The 14,433-nt window shown below is 62.1% G+C and carries 14 protein-coding genes; 4 read left to right on the top strand and 10 right to left on the bottom strand.

Annotation, left to right across the window (positions count from 1 at the left end):
* Positions 1-33: 33 nt before the first annotated feature.
* From HJB82_RS25215 to HJB82_RS25190, 6 genes are read right to left on the bottom strand one after another with little or no spacing between them, the layout of a single operon-like run.
* Positions 34-1,053, bottom strand: coding sequence for a homoserine kinase (locus HJB82_RS25215; RefSeq protein WP_207584433.1), 1,020 nt, complete (start codon positions 1,051-1,053; stop codon positions 34-36).
* 7 nt (positions 1,054-1,060) lie between these two features.
* Complete coding sequence (locus HJB82_RS25210; RefSeq protein WP_221131296.1) at positions 1,061-2,344, bottom strand: aspartate aminotransferase family protein; 1,284 nt, start codon at positions 2,342-2,344, stop codon at positions 1,061-1,063.
* Between the two features lie 2 nt (positions 2,345-2,346).
* Positions 2,347-3,702 carry an aspartate aminotransferase family protein gene (locus HJB82_RS25205; protein ID WP_221131295.1) on the bottom strand — a complete coding sequence of 452 codons (1,356 nt, stop codon included), beginning with the start codon at positions 3,700-3,702 and terminating at the stop codon, positions 2,347-2,349.
* Positions 3,703-3,718: 16 nt separating this feature from the next.
* Positions 3,719-4,369 carry an HAD family hydrolase gene (locus HJB82_RS25200; RefSeq protein WP_221131294.1) on the bottom strand — a complete coding sequence of 217 codons (651 nt, stop codon included), beginning with the start codon at positions 4,367-4,369 and terminating at the stop codon, positions 3,719-3,721.
* Entirely contained in the window at positions 4,366-5,619 is a 1,254-nt protein-coding gene (locus HJB82_RS25195; protein WP_221131293.1) for a Tm-1-like ATP-binding domain-containing protein, read from the bottom strand. The genes HJB82_RS25200 and HJB82_RS25195 overlap by 4 nt, the downstream gene beginning before the upstream one ends.
* Positions 5,616-6,404 (bottom strand): IclR family transcriptional regulator, encoded by a 789-nt coding sequence (locus HJB82_RS25190; protein WP_221117653.1) that lies wholly within the window; start codon positions 6,402-6,404, stop codon positions 5,616-5,618. Before HJB82_RS25190 ends, HJB82_RS25195 begins: the two co-directional genes overlap by 4 nt.
* Positions 6,405-6,723: 319 nt before the next feature.
* Here HJB82_RS25190 and HJB82_RS25185 point away from each other — a divergent pair, with 319 nt between their 5' ends.
* From HJB82_RS25185 to HJB82_RS25175, 3 genes are all read left to right on the top strand, one after another.
* On the top strand, positions 6,724-8,175 hold the full coding sequence (locus HJB82_RS25185) for an APC family permease (protein ID WP_221117654.1): 1,452 nt from the start codon (positions 6,724-6,726) through the stop codon (positions 8,173-8,175).
* Positions 8,176-8,280: 105 nt separating this feature from the next.
* Positions 8,281-9,759: an aldehyde dehydrogenase gene (locus tag HJB82_RS25180; RefSeq protein WP_221141835.1), complete on the top strand. Its 1,479-nt coding sequence runs from the start codon at positions 8,281-8,283 to the stop codon at positions 9,757-9,759.
* A gap of 38 nt (positions 9,760-9,797) precedes the next feature.
* On the top strand, positions 9,798-10,292 hold the full coding sequence (locus tag HJB82_RS25175; RefSeq protein WP_221131291.1) for a cytochrome P450: 495 nt from the start codon (positions 9,798-9,800) through the stop codon (positions 10,290-10,292).
* A 191-nt stretch (positions 10,293-10,483) separates the two neighbouring features.
* Here HJB82_RS25175 and HJB82_RS25170 read toward each other — a convergent pair whose 3' ends face one another.
* Together HJB82_RS25170 and HJB82_RS25165 are read right to left on the bottom strand one after the other, a co-directional pair.
* The gene (locus tag HJB82_RS25170; protein WP_207584442.1) at positions 10,484-10,996 is read right to left on the bottom strand and encodes a flavin reductase; all 513 of its coding nucleotides are present in this window, start codon (positions 10,994-10,996) and stop codon (positions 10,484-10,486) included.
* Between the two features lie 10 nt (positions 10,997-11,006).
* Complete coding sequence (locus HJB82_RS25165) at positions 11,007-12,569, bottom strand: 4-hydroxyphenylacetate 3-hydroxylase N-terminal domain-containing protein (RefSeq protein ID WP_207584443.1); 1,563 nt, start codon at positions 12,567-12,569, stop codon at positions 11,007-11,009.
* A gap of 95 nt (positions 12,570-12,664) precedes the next feature.
* Here HJB82_RS25165 and HJB82_RS25160 point away from each other — a divergent pair, with 95 nt between their 5' ends.
* The gene (locus HJB82_RS25160; RefSeq protein ID WP_207584444.1) at positions 12,665-13,552 is read left to right on the top strand and encodes a helix-turn-helix domain-containing protein; all 888 of its coding nucleotides are present in this window, start codon (positions 12,665-12,667) and stop codon (positions 13,550-13,552) included.
* Between the two features lie 175 nt (positions 13,553-13,727).
* Here HJB82_RS25160 and HJB82_RS25155 read toward each other — a convergent pair whose 3' ends face one another.
* Both HJB82_RS25155 and HJB82_RS25150 read right to left on the bottom strand, forming a co-directional pair.
* Positions 13,728-14,126 carry an NmrA family NAD(P)-binding protein gene (locus HJB82_RS25155; RefSeq protein ID WP_221166554.1) on the bottom strand — a complete coding sequence of 133 codons (399 nt, stop codon included), beginning with the start codon at positions 14,124-14,126 and terminating at the stop codon, positions 13,728-13,730.
* Positions 14,123-14,326: an NmrA family NAD(P)-binding protein gene (locus HJB82_RS25150; RefSeq protein WP_207584446.1), complete on the bottom strand. Its 204-nt coding sequence runs from the start codon at positions 14,324-14,326 to the stop codon at positions 14,123-14,125. Before HJB82_RS25150 ends, HJB82_RS25155 begins: the two co-directional genes overlap by 4 nt.
* Between the last annotated feature and the right edge of the window lie 107 nt (positions 14,327-14,433).

Raw genomic sequence — 14,433 nt, 5'->3', positions numbered from 1 at the left:
TTACTTAACATGTTAATAAATTGACCGTGGATGTCAAGCTCCGGTATCGAGCTTTCTTGCGAGTTCCAGACTTTCGGCGACATAACGCGACAGGCGCTCGGCGGCGTTCGGGATTTCGGGCCGCTCGGCAAGCCAGCCGATATAGGTGAGGCTCCTCAACACCATGAACAACGGCAGGCATTCCAGCGCCGCATCGGAAAGACCGCGCCGGCTGCGATAGCCTGTGATCAAGGCATTCTCGATGGCGGGGTAGGCTGGCTCTTGGCGGTTCTTCAGCAGTGCCGTGGCGAGATCGAACAAGAGGAAGCCATATCCCGCATCGTCGAAGTCGATAAAGGCGACACGATCTTCATCTCCCGTCAGGAAGATGTTTTCGCGTACAAGATCGGCATGGATCAGGCCGTAGTCGAGGCCGTGTCGCTGCGCATTGGCGAGGCGGTGCCGCAAGTCGTCGCGCAACGCCGAGAGCGCCGAGGCCTCGTCGCGTGAAAGTCCCGGGCAATCCCAGAAGCGGCCCCAGAGGGGTTTTTCTCCGAGCAGGCCTTCGGCGTCCCATGCCGGACGGCGGAAATCTGCCGGCAGAGCCCACGCGTCGGCCAGATCATGCATGGTCGCCATGGCATGGCCGATGCAGAAGAAGATATCTGCCTGCGTTTCAGCCGGTTGCGACAGCGGCGTACCGCTCTGCCCAAGGGCCGCGCCGTCGACCCAGCTGACGACGTCGGCATATTGCTCGGGAAACCGGCAGCTCTCCGGAAGGCAAATGAGGTTTTGCCCGTTTCCGGTCGGCACGGGGCACGGCACATCGAGGCCGCCGAACCGCAGCGCTGCCATAAGGTCCAGTTCCGAGCGCAGGCTCGTCTCGTCATGATAGCCCGGCCGATGCAGCCGCAGGGCGGCAGATCGGCCATCGGCAAGCGTGATACGGAAGACGGCGTTTTCCCGGTATTTCAGCAGAACCGGGTCGTCCGCCAAGGCCGACCAGTGGCCGAGCGCTTCCAGCGCCCGTTCCTGCAGGGCATCCCGGATGGTTTGCGGCAGTTGATCGCCCATCCCTGCCTCACAAGCTGCCAAGGACGTCGTCGAAGACCGACAGCATCAGGTCGGCATGATCCCTGGAGAACGGCATCGGCGGGCGGATCTTGGTGGCGCATTGATGGATGCCGATCTTGCCCATCAGCACGCCACGCTCGCGCATCGCATTGACGATCCGGGTCGCCTGCGTGACGGCCGGTTCCCTGGTCGTCTGGTCCAGCACGAATTCCATGCCCATGAACAGGCCGCTGCCGCGCACGTCGCCGATGATCGCATGTTTTTCCGCAAGCCGCTTGAAGGCGCCGCGTGTATATTCGCCGACATGGCGGGCGTTCTCGACGAGCTTCTCATCCTCGATCACATCGAGGACCGCCATGGCGGCGGCGCAGGAGACCGGATTGCCGCCGAACGTATTGAAATAGCGGAACGCCTTGCGGAAAGCGTTCAGCGTATCGGCATTGGCGACGACGCCGCCGACGGGATGACCATTGGCCATCGGCTTGCCGAGCGTCACGATGTCGGGAACGATGCCGGCGCGCTGATGGCCCCACATATGCGAGCCGGTGCGGCCGAAACCCGGCTGCACCTCGTCGGTGATGACAAGGCCGCCGGCCTTGCGCACGGCAGCCACCGTCTTGACGAGGAAGCCCGGCGGCAGATCCGGAAAACCTTCATTGGCAAAGAACGGATCGATGATCAGCGCCGAAAACCCGTGCGGGCCGTCCTGAAGCGAGGCGATCGCCTTCTCGACCTCGGCAGCGAAGGCCGCGGCAAAGGCATCGCCGCCTTCGCCGCCGAGCGGACGGTAGCTATCGGGCGCCGGCACGTGCCTGACATGACCGCCGAAGCCGCCGACCGGCGGCATGCGGGTCGACAGCTGCGACACGGCAGCTGTGTTGCCGTGATAGGTATGGTCGGTGGCGATCACGCCGGTCTTGCCGGTGACGGCCTGCGCCATGCGCAGCGCGATGTCGTTCGCCTCGCTGCCGGTGCAGGTGAGGATCGCGGCGTCAAGGCTCCTATCGAAGGTCGCGGTCAGGCGTTCGACATAGTCGAGAATGCCTTCATGCAGATAGCGCGTATGGGTATTGAGCGTCGAGGCCTGTCGTGTGATCGCCTCGACCACGCGCGGATGGCAATGGCCGACATGCGGCACGTTGTTGTAGCAGTCGAGAAATTTGCGGCCGTCGGCATCCCAAAGCCAGACGCCCTCGCCACGGACAAGGTGGACCGGCTCCTCGTAGAAGAGCGACATGTTCCGGCCGAGAAGGCGCTCGCGACGGGCGATGAGGGCAGCATTGTTGGACATGATCAGGCTCCCGCGGCGGTGAGACCGGCGTCAAGCGCCGTCAATATCGTCTGCACGTCCCCGGCCGTGATGACGAGCGGCGGCGACATGATGACATTGGCTCCCGAGGTGCGGACGAGGGCGCCGGCATCATAGGCAGCATCCTGCACCTTTTGCAGGACATCCTTCGACGCCGCGCTCTTCTTGCCTCGATCGCTGACGAGTTCGAGCGCGCACATCAGGCCCTTGCCGCGCACGTCGCCGATCAGCTCGTGCTTCTCCTGCAGTTTTTTCAGGCCGGCCAGCAGTTCGTCGCCGCGGGCGGCGGCATTGGCGGCGACATCCAGCCGCTTGGTCTCCTTCAGCGTCGCAAGTGCGGCGGCGGCGCCGACCGGATGGCCGGAATAGGTATAGCCGTGGCCGATCGTGCCGACCCCGTTCTTGTTGCTTTCGAAAACTTCGGCGACGTTGTCGGCGATCATGACGGCGCCGAAGGGGAAGTAGCCGTTGGTGATCGCCTTGGCGGTGGACATGAGATCGGGTTTGACGCCCCAAAGGCGCGATCCCGTCCAGGCGCCGGCACGACCGAAGGCGGTGATGACTTCGTCGGCGATCAGCAGAATGCCGTGGCGGTCACAGATCTCGCGCATCAGCGGCAGGAATGTCTCATGCGGGACGATGACGCCGCCGGCGCCGAGCACCGGTTCGACGATCAGGGCGGCGATGGTGTCCGCCCCCTGGAAGGCGATCTCGTCTTCGAACAGCCGGCCGATGGCCGCCGCGATCTCTGCGGCGTCGCTCATACCGAACGGATTGCGATAGGCAAAGGGTGCGGGCAGGTGAAAGACGCCCGGCAGCAGCGGCTCGTAGTTGCGGCGGAAATTCTGGTTGCCGTTGACGGATGCCCCGCCGAAATGGGTGCCGTGATATCCCTTCTTCAGCGCAACGAATTTGGTGCGCTCGGGCTGGCCGTTGATCTTGTGATATTGCCGCGCGAGCCGGAGGCAGGTTTCGACCGAATCCGAGCCGCCCGACGTGAAGAAGGAGCGGTTGAGCCCGTCTTCCCGGAACCATTCGGCAAGCTCGTAGGACAGTTCGATCAGCGGCGAATTCGTCGTGCCGCGGAACGTCGAATAGTAGGGCAGCTCGTCGAGCTGGTCGCGGATCGCCTTCTTCACCGGTTCGCAGGAATAGCCGAGATTGACGTTCCAGAGGCCGCCGACCGCATCCAGCACCTTCTTGCCCTGGATATCGACGATCTCCACGCCCTCGCCGGCGCTGATGATGCGCGGCGGATGCGCTTGCATTTCGGCCGGGTGGGCCATCGGGTGCCACATGTGACGGGCATTGTTTTCGGCTATGAAATTGGTTTCACGCATCTCTATTCCCTTCGGTTCAGAGCCCCAGCATCGCAAGTGCGCGGGCATAGCTTTCGGCAGGCCGGGTGACGTCGAAATGCACATGCGGCAATCCGACGGCTTCAGCGCCTTCGATGTTCTTCTTCTGGTCGTCCACGAAAACGCAGGCTTCGCGCGGCAGGCCGAGCTCGGAAAGCACCTGTTCGTAAGCGCGCGGATCGGGTTTCAGGATCTTGGTGTAGGTGGCATCGACGATGACGTCGAAGAGTTCGATCAGCGGGAAGCGCTTGCGGAACTCGACGCCGTAGAAAAGATCGAGCTCGTTCGACAGGATCGCAAGCTTCAGCCCTGCGTCCTTGACGCGCAGGATGGCGTCGCGGGCTTCCGGACGCAGCACGAGTTCGGGCTCGGCGCCACGGGCCCGGCGCACGAAAGTCCGCATATCCGTCCAGGTTTCGCCGAGCAGGGCGCCGACTTCACTGGTGCGACTCAGCCAGTAATCGCGCTCGGTGATCTCGCGGTTCTGCATCGCCACCCACAGCGGATCGGTTGTGGTGTCGAAAGGCCCGAGCCAGCCGAGCGAGCCTTTCGCAAGCCCGAGCGTGCGTTCTGTGATGTCATGCGTCTCGAACAGGGTGCGGGTGACCACGCCGCCGAAGTCGAGGATGAGGGCGCGGTTTGCAGTCATGGCCGTCCTTTCGGGATCACGCCTTCGGCGACCCAATTGTCGAAAATGGCGAGCGCGGCGGCCGAGAAGGACGGCGCATTGATATGGGCATCGACCTCGTGAAGGGCGACGGAGGCTGGGAGGGCCCGGCGCATCTCGTCGAGGAAGGCGGTCAGCCCTTCCGGATCATGCAGCGGCTCGTCGGCTTTGTCCCATTCCTGCAGCCCTTCGGTCGGCAGCAGGAAGGCGACCTTCGCATCGGCGCGCTCGAGCTTTCGCCCGATCAGCCGGGCGACTTCCCGCCGTCCCTCGGGCGATGTCGTCACCGATCCGATCAGCCGGTTGTGAGCGTGATACGGACGGTCAGTAAAGATGTCGGGCAGGGGCTGCCAGGCCTGCAGATCGACCATATCGATGGCTCCCGGAGCGACGATCTGAGGGATGCCGGCGCGGCCGGCATTTTCAAGCCTGTCCGGTCCCGAGGTGACCACCGTGCCGTAATGATGGTTGCTGACCTCCTGGATGCAGAAATCGAAGACGGCGGCAAAGCCGCGCTGGGAGGCAATGGCTTCGAAGGCGCGCCCGCCCATGCCGGTGGAATGGAACACGGCGACGTCGTAGCCGCGCTTTTCCAACTCGGGCCTCAGATGCTTCATGTATTTCAGGCAGGAGGAGCCGAGCGAAGTCATGCCGATGAGCGGGCGTTCGCAGTCGGGCTTGCTTCCGTGCTTGGCGGCCCCGACAACGGCGCCGCAGGCCTGTGACAGGACTGAGCGGCAGATACCGTTGAGGCCGTAGAGGCCGCCGGCCCAGAGGATCATCATCAGATCGGGCGCGATGCGCTCGGGCGGGATCAGATGGGAGTAGGCGATGGTCGAAACCACGAATTTCGGCACGCCGAGCGGCAGGACGGCTGCGACGTCAAGCGCCAGATCCGTGCCCATGGAGCCGCCGAGCACGATGATGCCGTCCACCAATCCTTGATCGTAGAGCTTACGGACAAGTGCAGTCGCCCCCTTCGCCATGGCGGCCATGGCACTGTTTTCGTTACCGCTTTCGGTGATCGCCGCAATCGAGGTCGCGGCGGCTTGCGCGATGTCATGTTTGGAATAATCGGGTAGGTAGGGCGGGTCGCCGAGAACACTGACATCGACCATGACCGGTCGGCCGCCGGCTTCTTCTATGACGGACGCCATGAATTGCAGTTCGTCGCATTTGGTGTCACCGGTTCCGATGACGAGTATTCTTGGCGAAGGAGCCACAGGGCTCATCGATCCGTCCTCCTGATTTTTACACTGGTTCCCATGGGCCTTTCCGATCCGTAGTATTTTTCTGAAATCGCATCGGCGGCCGTGATGGCCTGAGCCCCGAATTCGTCGATCGCCGCCTTTGTGATGCGGGCCAGCGGGGCGGCGATGGCGACGCAGCCGACCGGATGACCGCCGGGTGCGCGGATCGGCGCAGCCGTGCTGACGACACCGGCTTCGAGACCTTGATGGCTGATGGAAAAGCCTCGCGCAGCCGTCTCCTGGAGCAGATCGCGCACCCGTGCGGGATCGACGACGGTGTGGTCTGTGAACTTTTCGAGTGGCTTTTCAAGCGCTTCGTCGATCTCCGTCGGCGGGCAGAAGGCGAGGAAGGCCAGGCCGGATGCGGTGGCGTGAAAGGGCAGGGGGATGCCGACTTCGACGATGACGCGGTGAGCCCGCGGCGAATCCTCCACGTGGATGGTCGAAAGCTGGCCACCGGAGAACTCGGAGAAATGCACCGTTTCCATCGATGTTTCGGCGAGCGCCTTGATGAAGGGAATGGCAACGCGCAGGAACGGATAGCGGGCCTCGCGAATGCGTGCGAGACGAACCGGCGCCGATCCGATCCGATAGCGGCGGGTATCGGGATCCTGCTCGACGAAACCGTGTTTTTCCAATTCCACCAGAAAGCGGCGGGTCGTCGCCTTGTCGAGCGCGCACAGGCGGGCGATGTCCGTCAGACCCGCCTCCTTATCCAGTCGCGACAGCGTATCCAGCAATGAAAGCGCCTTTCCGATCGTGCTCATCGTTCCTCCTCTTGGGTCGGGTCATGCCCAGGTTTCCCCGCGTCGGCTCGGCGCCATCGGTCAAATCAGGCCGCAGACCCTGCGCCGCGGCACGATGGCGGCGACCCAAGATACTTAACATGCGAAATAACTTGACAGACGCAGGGATTGTTTGCAAGTCTATATTTGAAGCTGCGGTTCAAATAATGAACCATAAGCGCTGACGGCGGTAAAATCAACAAAAGCATAAGCGCCCGTTTGTCAGTCCGGTTCTGGTGGAGGTCGCCTGCGCGCAATCGCAGGGATTATCGGATGTTCTTAACAAGGGGAACGAAGGCAGATGAATACGCAAAACTCGCAAGGCACGGCTGAGAACCAGCTGCGCAAGAACAGCCTCGGCGTCGGTGCCGTGACCTTCCTGGTGGTTTCGGCCGCAGCCCCTCTGACGGCGGTTGCCGGCGGCGTGCCGCTGTCGATGATGCTTGGCAATGGACCGGGCATTCCGCTCACTTTTCTGCTGGTCACGCTGATCCTGCTGCTCTTTGCCGTCGGCTACGTCGCCATGGCCCGGCACATCCGCAATGCCGGCGCATTCTATGCCTACACGGCCCAAGGTCTGGGCGGCATGATGGGAGGAGCAGCGGCGTTGATCGCCATCCTGGCCTATAATGCGATGCAGATCGGCGTCTTCGGCCTGTTCGGCGCAGCAACCTCGGGCCTCTTCGCCGGCCTCGGCCTGCAATTGCCCTGGTGGGTCTGGACCTTTATCGGTATCGCGATCGTGGCCGTCTTCGGCTATCGCCGTGTCGATCTCTCGGCCAAAGTTCTGACCGTTCTCGTCATTCTCGAATATCTGGTCGTCCTGGTCATCGATGCGGCGATCTTCTTGAAGGGCGGCGACAGCGGCCTTTCGGCCACCCCCTTCACGCCAGCTGCGTTCATGAGCGGCACGCCGGCAATCGGCATCCTTTTCTGCTTTGCCGCCTTCATCGGCTTCGAAGCCACCACTATCTACAGCGAGGAAGCCCGCGAGCCGCACAAGACCGTGCCGCGTGCGACCTATATTTCCGTGCTGATCATCGGCCTCTTCTACATGCTGACCTCCTGGCTGATGGTGGCCGGCAGCGGCGCCGACAAGCTTGTTCCCGAACTGCAGGGCCTTGCCGATCCGACGACGTTCCTGTTCGGCCTCGCCGAGCGCTATGTCGGCCACTGGATTGTCGTGGTCATGAACATCCTGTTTGTCACCAGCCTGTTTGCCGGCGTGCTTGCCTTCCACAACGGCGTTGCCCGCTACATGTATGTCGCCGGCCGCGAAGGCTTGCTGCCGAAGTCTGTCGGCGTCACCCATCCGGTATTCCAGAGCCCGCATGTCGGCTCAGTGATCCAGACAGTCATTGCGGCTGTCGTCGTCGCTCTCTTTGCCTTCACCGGGCAGGATCCGGTGCTGGCGCTGTTTTCCTGGCTCACCAATGTCGGCACGCTGGCAATCATCCTGCTGATGGCGTTTACCGCATTTGCGATCGTTGCCTTCTTCGGCCGCAATCCAGGTCTCGAAAACAATATGCTGGTGACCAAGGTGCTCCCGGTTGTGACAGGCGTAATCCTGATGGCGCTGGTGGTCTATATCACCATCTATTTCGGCAGCATTGCCGGAGCGAGCGGCGTTCTGGCCGTCTTCCTTCCGGGTCTCGTGCTGATCGCAGCGATCATCGGCTTCATGGCTGCCGCGCGGTTGAGATCGGCGGATTCAGTGAGCTTCGGACGTCTCGGCGCGGGCCAGGAAGCCTGATGAAACTGGTTAGATTGGCGGGCGGGGCGCATCGCCCGCCGATCTAACGCGCGCAAAATCGCTGCACAGTTTTGCGCGACATGCTTTAATTTTGCGAGGATTGAGATGCAGGACAAGATCAATCAACTCCGGATGCTCGACATTGCACCTCGGTCGCTGTTCATCGGCGGCGCATGGCGACCGCCTGTCAGCGGTGCTGCGATGGATGTCATCTCGCCGATCGACGGAACCCGGTTGACGACGATCGCCGATGCCGGCGCCGACGATGTCGATCTCGCCGTCAAGGCAGCGCGGCGTGCCTTCGAAAAGGGCAGTTGGTCGAAGGCAGCACCTGCTGAGCGCAAGAAAGTGCTGCTGAAGATTGCCGAATTGATCGAGAAGAGCGCGCTCGAACTCGCCGTGCTCGGCGTGCGCGACAACGGCACGGAAATCTCCATGGCGCTGAAGGCCGAGCCGGGCAGTGCCGCCGGCACCTTCCGCTACTATGCCGAGGCGATCGACAAGGTCTATGGCGAGATCGCTCCGACGGTCGACAATATTCTCGGTCTCGTTCACCGCGTGCCGGTGGGCGTCGTCGCCGCCATCGTGCCGTGGAATTTCCCGATGATGATCGGCGCCTGGAAAATTGCACCGGCACTAGTGGCCGGCAATTCCGTGGTCCTGAAGCCGGCCGAGGGCGCGTCGCTGACGCTGTTGCGGCTCGCCGAACTTTGCGCAGAGGCGGGATTGCCGGATGGCGTGCTCAACGTCGTCACCGGGCGCGGCGCCGTCAGCGGCGAAGCACTCGGGCTGCACATGGATATCGATGTGCTGGCCTTTACCGGTTCAGGCCCGGTCGGGCGCCGGCTGCTGGAATATTCGGCGCACTCCAACCTGAAGCGCGTTTATCTCGAACTCGGGGGCAAATCTCCGAACATAGTCTTTGCCGATGCGCCGGATCTCGATCAGGCGGCCACGGTGTCGGCCTACGGCATCTTCCGCAATTCCGGCCAGGTCTGCGTCGCGGGCTCCCGCCTGCTTGTGGAAAAATCGATCCACGAGGAATTTTCGGAAAAGGTCGCCGGCATTGCCGCCTCCATGAGGGTCGGAGACCCGCTGCAGCTTTCCACCGAAGCGGGCGCTATCTCAAGCGAGATCCAGTTGCAGAAAGACCTCGGCCATGTCGCCCAGGCCGTGTCGGAGGGCGCTCTGCTGCGCACCGGCGGCGCCCGCATCCTGGAGGAGACGGGCGGCTATTACATGCGGCCGGCGGTCTTCGACGTGACGCCATCGATGGCGCTTGCCCGTGAGGAGGTCTTCGGGCCGATCCTGTCGGTCATTCCGTTCGAGACGGAGGCGCAAGCCCTGCAGATCGCCAACGCCACGGAATACGGCCTGGCCTCCGCCGTCTGGACGTCGAACCTGTCGCGCGCCCACCGGATGGTGCGCGGAATCCGCGCCGGCGTCGTGCATGTCAATACCTATGGCGGGTCAGACAACAGCGTTCCGCTCGGCGGCGTCAAGCAATCGGGCAATGGTCATGACAAATCGTTGCATGCGCTGGACAAATATGTCGATCTGAAAACCGCGTGGATCCAGCTCTAAAACAGGAATTTCGGCCAGCAGTCAGCACCGAAATCACCGTGACGCCCGTGATGCAGAAGCTCATCGAAGAGCCGGACGATTCCGCCTTGTCGCTTATGCTGCATGACCGCATGCCCGAGGACCAGACTCGCACCATAGAATTCGTGCTGCCGACACTCAAAATCGTGCAGCTCGGCGGCATGCAGGAGCCTGGCCACGGAGCGGGTTCGATCATGGCAGGCCCTTTGCAGAACCCGGATCAGTTCGCGGAAGTGAAGGGCGATCTCGATGCGCTTCTTCCGCGCTCCGTCGACGAAGCCTTGCGCTGGATCACGCCGATCGCTACGCAGACGCGACAGACGACACAGGCCGTCGAAATCGGTGGCGTGACGATCCCGCCAATCAACCGGTCGCCGCCGTGCTCGCCTCGGCCTCGTATTGCGAGAGCGGTTCACGGATCCGGGACGCTTCGACATTCACCGTACGAGGGAAGTCACGCGGCCTTCGGCTTCGGCCATCACTTTTGTGCAGGGCGCTGGTTTGCCCGGCAGTAGATCACTTCGGCGTCCCCCTATCTGATCGACAAACCGCCGGAGATCGCGCTCCGTGATGACGGCCCGGTGCAGATTCGCGGCTGGGAATTCAGCGCTCCCTCGACATCGAACGTCACGCTGCGATAGGTGGTACAGCGCAGGAGTTTTTTCAGGCGCTGTACCACTTTGACGCCAGGCATCGGCCCGATGCACTAGCCACCGAAACTGCCCACCTGCGTCGGCACGTTGATATAGTTGCGGTCGAAGTAAAGCAGTGCATTGCCATCCGCCCGCGAGCGAATGCCAATGACCTGGCCGATGAAGATATGGTGCGTGCCGACCAGGCGCGCCTCGGCGAGCCGGCAGTCGAAGGAGACCATGGCGCCGGCCAGTGCCTGGGTTCCCGATGGCATATCGACCCATTCCGCCGCGGCATACCGGGCCGCCATATCCGCCTGGCGGCCGGCGAAATAGCCGGCCAGCTCCTGGTGATCATCTGCGAGTACGTTGACGCAAAAGCGGTGGTTTTCGAGAAAGACGCCGCATTGGGCTGAGCGACCGTTCATGCAAACGAGCAGTGTCGGCGGTTCGTCGGTGACGCTGCACATGGCGGTGGCGGTGAACCCGCCGCGCCCGGCGGGTCCGTTGGTGGTGATGACGTTGACCGGGGCGCAGACCCTGGCCATCGCATTGCGGAACTCGGTTTTCGAGACTTGCTCCTCCATGGTCGTCGCCTCATTCGGCCGCGTTACGCACGGGAGACGCTGCATCGAGCGGCGGCAGCCAGGTGTCGCTGGTCCAGCCATTTTCGTCGTAGTCGCTCATGCATTGGTCGACGAGCGCTTCCATCTCCTTCAGCCGTCCGCCGCGCTCGGCGCCCTTCAGCACCTGCAGCCGAACTTCCTCAGGCGCGCCGGCATAGTTAAGTTCGTAGAGCGCGTGACGCCCACCGAATTCGGTGCCGGTCGCATCCCAAAGCAGTTTCATGATCTTGATGCGCTCGATATGGCCCATGTCGTTGGAACCGCGCACATATTGGGCGAGATAGCGGTCGATCTCGGGATTGCCGAAATCCTTGGTGGAGGAGGGGAGATAGATCAGCCCCGAGGCTACGACCTTGCGCACCGTCTCGATGACGCGCGGATAGGCCTCCGACATGAAGGTGCGGTAGGAAAGCGCCGCTTCCATGTTGGGCAGCACGGCGCCGTTCGCCCATGGTTGCGGATTGTGGGCCATGGCGTTGGAAAAGGACCAGAACATGTGGCGCAGCGCAATGACCTCGCCGAGCGCCGCCTGATTGCCGCGGAAGGCATCACCGCCGGTGGCCCGCAGTGCCTTTGCAAGCAGCCCCGCCATAAAGTCAAGCTTGACGGCAAAGCGCGTGCAGCCTTGGAAGCAATAGCCGTGCATGAAGCCGGAGGCCGGATGGAAGGACAGGATCTTGGCCGCATCGCGCAGGACCAGCACGTCCTCCCAGGGGACGAAGACGTTGTCGAGCACCAGGATTGCATCGTTCTCGTCAAAGCGGGAGGACAAGGGATAGTCGAAGGGCTGGCCGATCGTGTTGGCGGTCTGCTCGTAGGAGACGCGGCAGAACATCTTGATCCCGGGCGCATTCATCGGAACGATGAACATGACCGAGAGCGAGGGGTCTTCCGTCACCGTCGCCGAGCTTTGGGCGAGAAAGTTGTAATGCGTCAGCGCCGAGGACGTGGCGACCACCTTGGCGCCGGACACGTAGATGCCGGCATCGGTTTCCTTGGTGATGTGGACGAAGACATCCTTGACGGCATCGGCCTGCTTGTGCCGGTCGATCGGCGGATTGACGATCGCGTGGTTCATGAACAGCGCTGCTTCCTGCGCGCGTTTGTGCCAGGCGAGTGCATTGTCCTTGAACGGCCCATACCAGTCGGCATTGGCACCGAGCGTGTTCATCAGCGCCGCCTTGTAATCGGCGGTGCGGCCCATCCAGCCATAGGACATGCGAGCCCAATCGGCGATGGCGCCCTGCTGGGCGACGAGCTCAGCTGAAGATTTCGCCACCCGGAAATATTTGTGGGTATAGCCGCCATTGCCGGTATCGGTCGGCGATGTCAGCCGGTCTTTGGTCTTTTCGTTATGCAGCGCATCATACATCCGCGCGATCGAACGCGCGGAATTACGCATCGACGGATGGCTGGTGACGTCGGCGATGCGCTCGCCGTTGATATAGACCTCGCGACCGTCGCGCAGGCTGGCGAGATATTCGGCGCCGGTAAACGGACGGGTCTTGTCGCCGCGGTGGTCTTCAGCTCGCATCTCAGGTTCCTCCCTTGGAATATTGTCAGAAGCTAAAACGGGAGCCGCGGATAGACCATGGACAAAGAAGGGAATTCGCTGGTACTTTTTCCGGCATGGCGACACGAAGCGACGTTCCGATTTTTTTCGTCTATGGCGAGCCGAGCCGCTCGCTCGATGTGGGATTCCTGCATGTCGAAACAGTGATGGAGCGAAAAACCCTGCATTTCGGACATGTTTCGCCGCACAAACATCCGCTGATGGGGCAGATCACTTACTGGTTTCAAGGTGGCGGAGCCTATCGGATCGAAGAGGAGACTTGGAATTTTTCCGCTCCCGCCGTGAGCTTCGTGCCGAGCAACGTGGTGCATGGTTTCGATGTCGACGAACAGTCCGACGCGATTGTCGTGTCGATCTCGGACGACATGCTGAAGGCGATCGTGCCGCAGGTCGCGCTCAATCTCGACGTGCCGACCTTCCTGGCCGGCCAGCCGTCGGACCCGGTATGGTCGAAGCTCGGCACACTCCTCGACATGATTGCCGAAGATTATCGTGATCGCGGTACGGAAGACGAGAAGGTGCTGTGTGGTCTGATCGGCGTCGTGCTGTCACTGATGGGCCGCATCGGCGGTCGCGTGGCGTTGCCGTCCACCTCGACGACGGTCTCACTCGGTCTTGCGCTACGCCGTGTCATCGACCTTCACTACAAGGAGGATTGGCCTGTCAGGGCCTACGTGAATGAGCTTGCGACCACGCCACATCTGCTCGACAAGGCGGCCCGCGAAGTCTTCGGATTGTCCGTCAAGGAGTTGCTGCTGGAGCGGCGGCTGCTGGAGGCGAAGCGTCTTCTGATGTTCACCGTCCGATCGGTGGAAGACATTGGGCGCGAAATCGGTGTCGAGGATCCGGCCTATTTCACTCGCTTCTTCCGCAAGCGTACCGGCGAGGCGCCCGCTGCCTGGCGCAGGCGCCATCTGCAGGAGACGGCCTCGTCGACGACCTGAACATGAAGCGCGAACTATTGCCGCGTTACCGGCTCAGGTCGTTCGGTTGATTTCCATCCGGAACTGAGCCGGTTCAGTTTCGGGGTGGAATTCTTTGCCCGATCGACCGTTGCCCCTGATCTTCCTTCTCATAACTTGACCAATGAGCGCCGCCACATCGTTGCGGTTCATGATATCAGGCGCACACAGCTCGAAAAGTTCCATAGGCCAGGCGATCTTCGGTGAGCGCGATGGCGGCAACCTCCGCGACGTCCCGGTAATCCACGCGGCTGAAACGGGTCTCGGCTGACCACGGCTCAGCCAGGCAACTGGTCTCGACGATCCGTTCCCATGAAGGGGCGCGTAGTTCTGAAACTACACGCATGGGAAGTATCGTGTAATCGAGATCCGAGTTGATCAGTTCGTTCTCGACCGGCGTCTTAGCCGCATGGTTGGGCAGGCTAAGGATCGGGTGGATCACCGACGAGAACACGAACTTGCGCACGCCAGCGCGCTGAGCCGCCGCGATCATGTTTAGTCCAAATTGGACTTCATTCGGCTCGAACACAGGGCCGATGTAGAAGACACCGCTCACGCCTTGCAAAGCCGCATCAAGGCTTTTTGGGTTAGAGAGATCCCTGCGGCCACCTCATGAGCGCCGCGATCTTTTGCGGTTTGAACCTGCTCCGGTTTGCGAACCAGGCCGCGAACCAGTGCACCGCGATCGACGAGCGCGGGGATCACGAGCCCCGCCAGGTCGCCGGCCGCTCCGACTGCCAGAATAGTCACACTCATCACCTCCCCGACGTGCGCGTGCTGCCTTCTATCCGAATGCGATATCGACCCGAAAGGCATGTGCACTCGGCATTGCCGCGATTGATCGCGACAATCCGCATCATGTA

The sequence above is a fragment of the Rhizobium sp. NZLR10 genome, assembly GCF_019685125.1.
Classification (GTDB): domain Bacteria; phylum Pseudomonadota; class Alphaproteobacteria; order Rhizobiales; family Rhizobiaceae; genus Rhizobium.
Note: the sequence above shows the minus strand (reverse complement) of the source record. Positions and strands in the feature narration are given on the sequence as shown.

What these genes read in the sequence shown, in the direction of transcription:
- HJB82_RS25180 (WP_221141835.1), top strand. Translation starts at nt 8,281, where the DNA reads ATGCAGGACAAGATCAATCAACTCCGGATGCTCGACATTGCACCTCGG.
- HJB82_RS25210 (WP_221131296.1), bottom strand. Translation starts at nt 2,344, where the DNA reads ATGTCCAACAATGCTGCCCTCATCGCCCGTCGCGAGCGCCTTCTCGGC.
- HJB82_RS25195 (WP_221131293.1), bottom strand. Translation starts at nt 5,619, where the DNA reads ATGAGCCCTGTGGCTCCTTCGCCAAGAATACTCGTCATCGGAACCGGT.
- HJB82_RS25150 (WP_207584446.1), bottom strand. Translation starts at nt 14,326, where the DNA reads ATGAGTGTGACTATTCTGGCAGTCGGAGCGGCCGGCGACCTGGCGGGG.
- HJB82_RS25165 (WP_207584443.1), bottom strand. Translation starts at nt 12,569, where the DNA reads ATGCGAGCTGAAGACCACCGCGGCGACAAGACCCGTCCGTTTACCGGC.
- HJB82_RS25205 (WP_221131295.1), bottom strand. Translation starts at nt 3,702, where the DNA reads ATGCGTGAAACCAATTTCATAGCCGAAAACAATGCCCGTCACATGTGG.
- HJB82_RS25215 (WP_207584433.1), bottom strand. Translation starts at nt 1,053, where the DNA reads ATGGGCGATCAACTGCCGCAAACCATCCGGGATGCCCTGCAGGAACGG.
- HJB82_RS25185 (WP_221117654.1), top strand. Translation starts at nt 6,724, where the DNA reads ATGAATACGCAAAACTCGCAAGGCACGGCTGAGAACCAGCTGCGCAAG.
- HJB82_RS25170 (WP_207584442.1), bottom strand. Translation starts at nt 10,996, where the DNA reads ATGGAGGAGCAAGTCTCGAAAACCGAGTTCCGCAATGCGATGGCCAGG.
- HJB82_RS25200 (WP_221131294.1), bottom strand. Translation starts at nt 4,369, where the DNA reads ATGACTGCAAACCGCGCCCTCATCCTCGACTTCGGCGGCGTGGTCACC.
- HJB82_RS25190 (WP_221117653.1), bottom strand. Translation starts at nt 6,404, where the DNA reads ATGAGCACGATCGGAAAGGCGCTTTCATTGCTGGATACGCTGTCGCGA.
- HJB82_RS25160 (WP_207584444.1), top strand. Translation starts at nt 12,665, where the DNA reads ATGGCGACACGAAGCGACGTTCCGATTTTTTTCGTCTATGGCGAGCCG.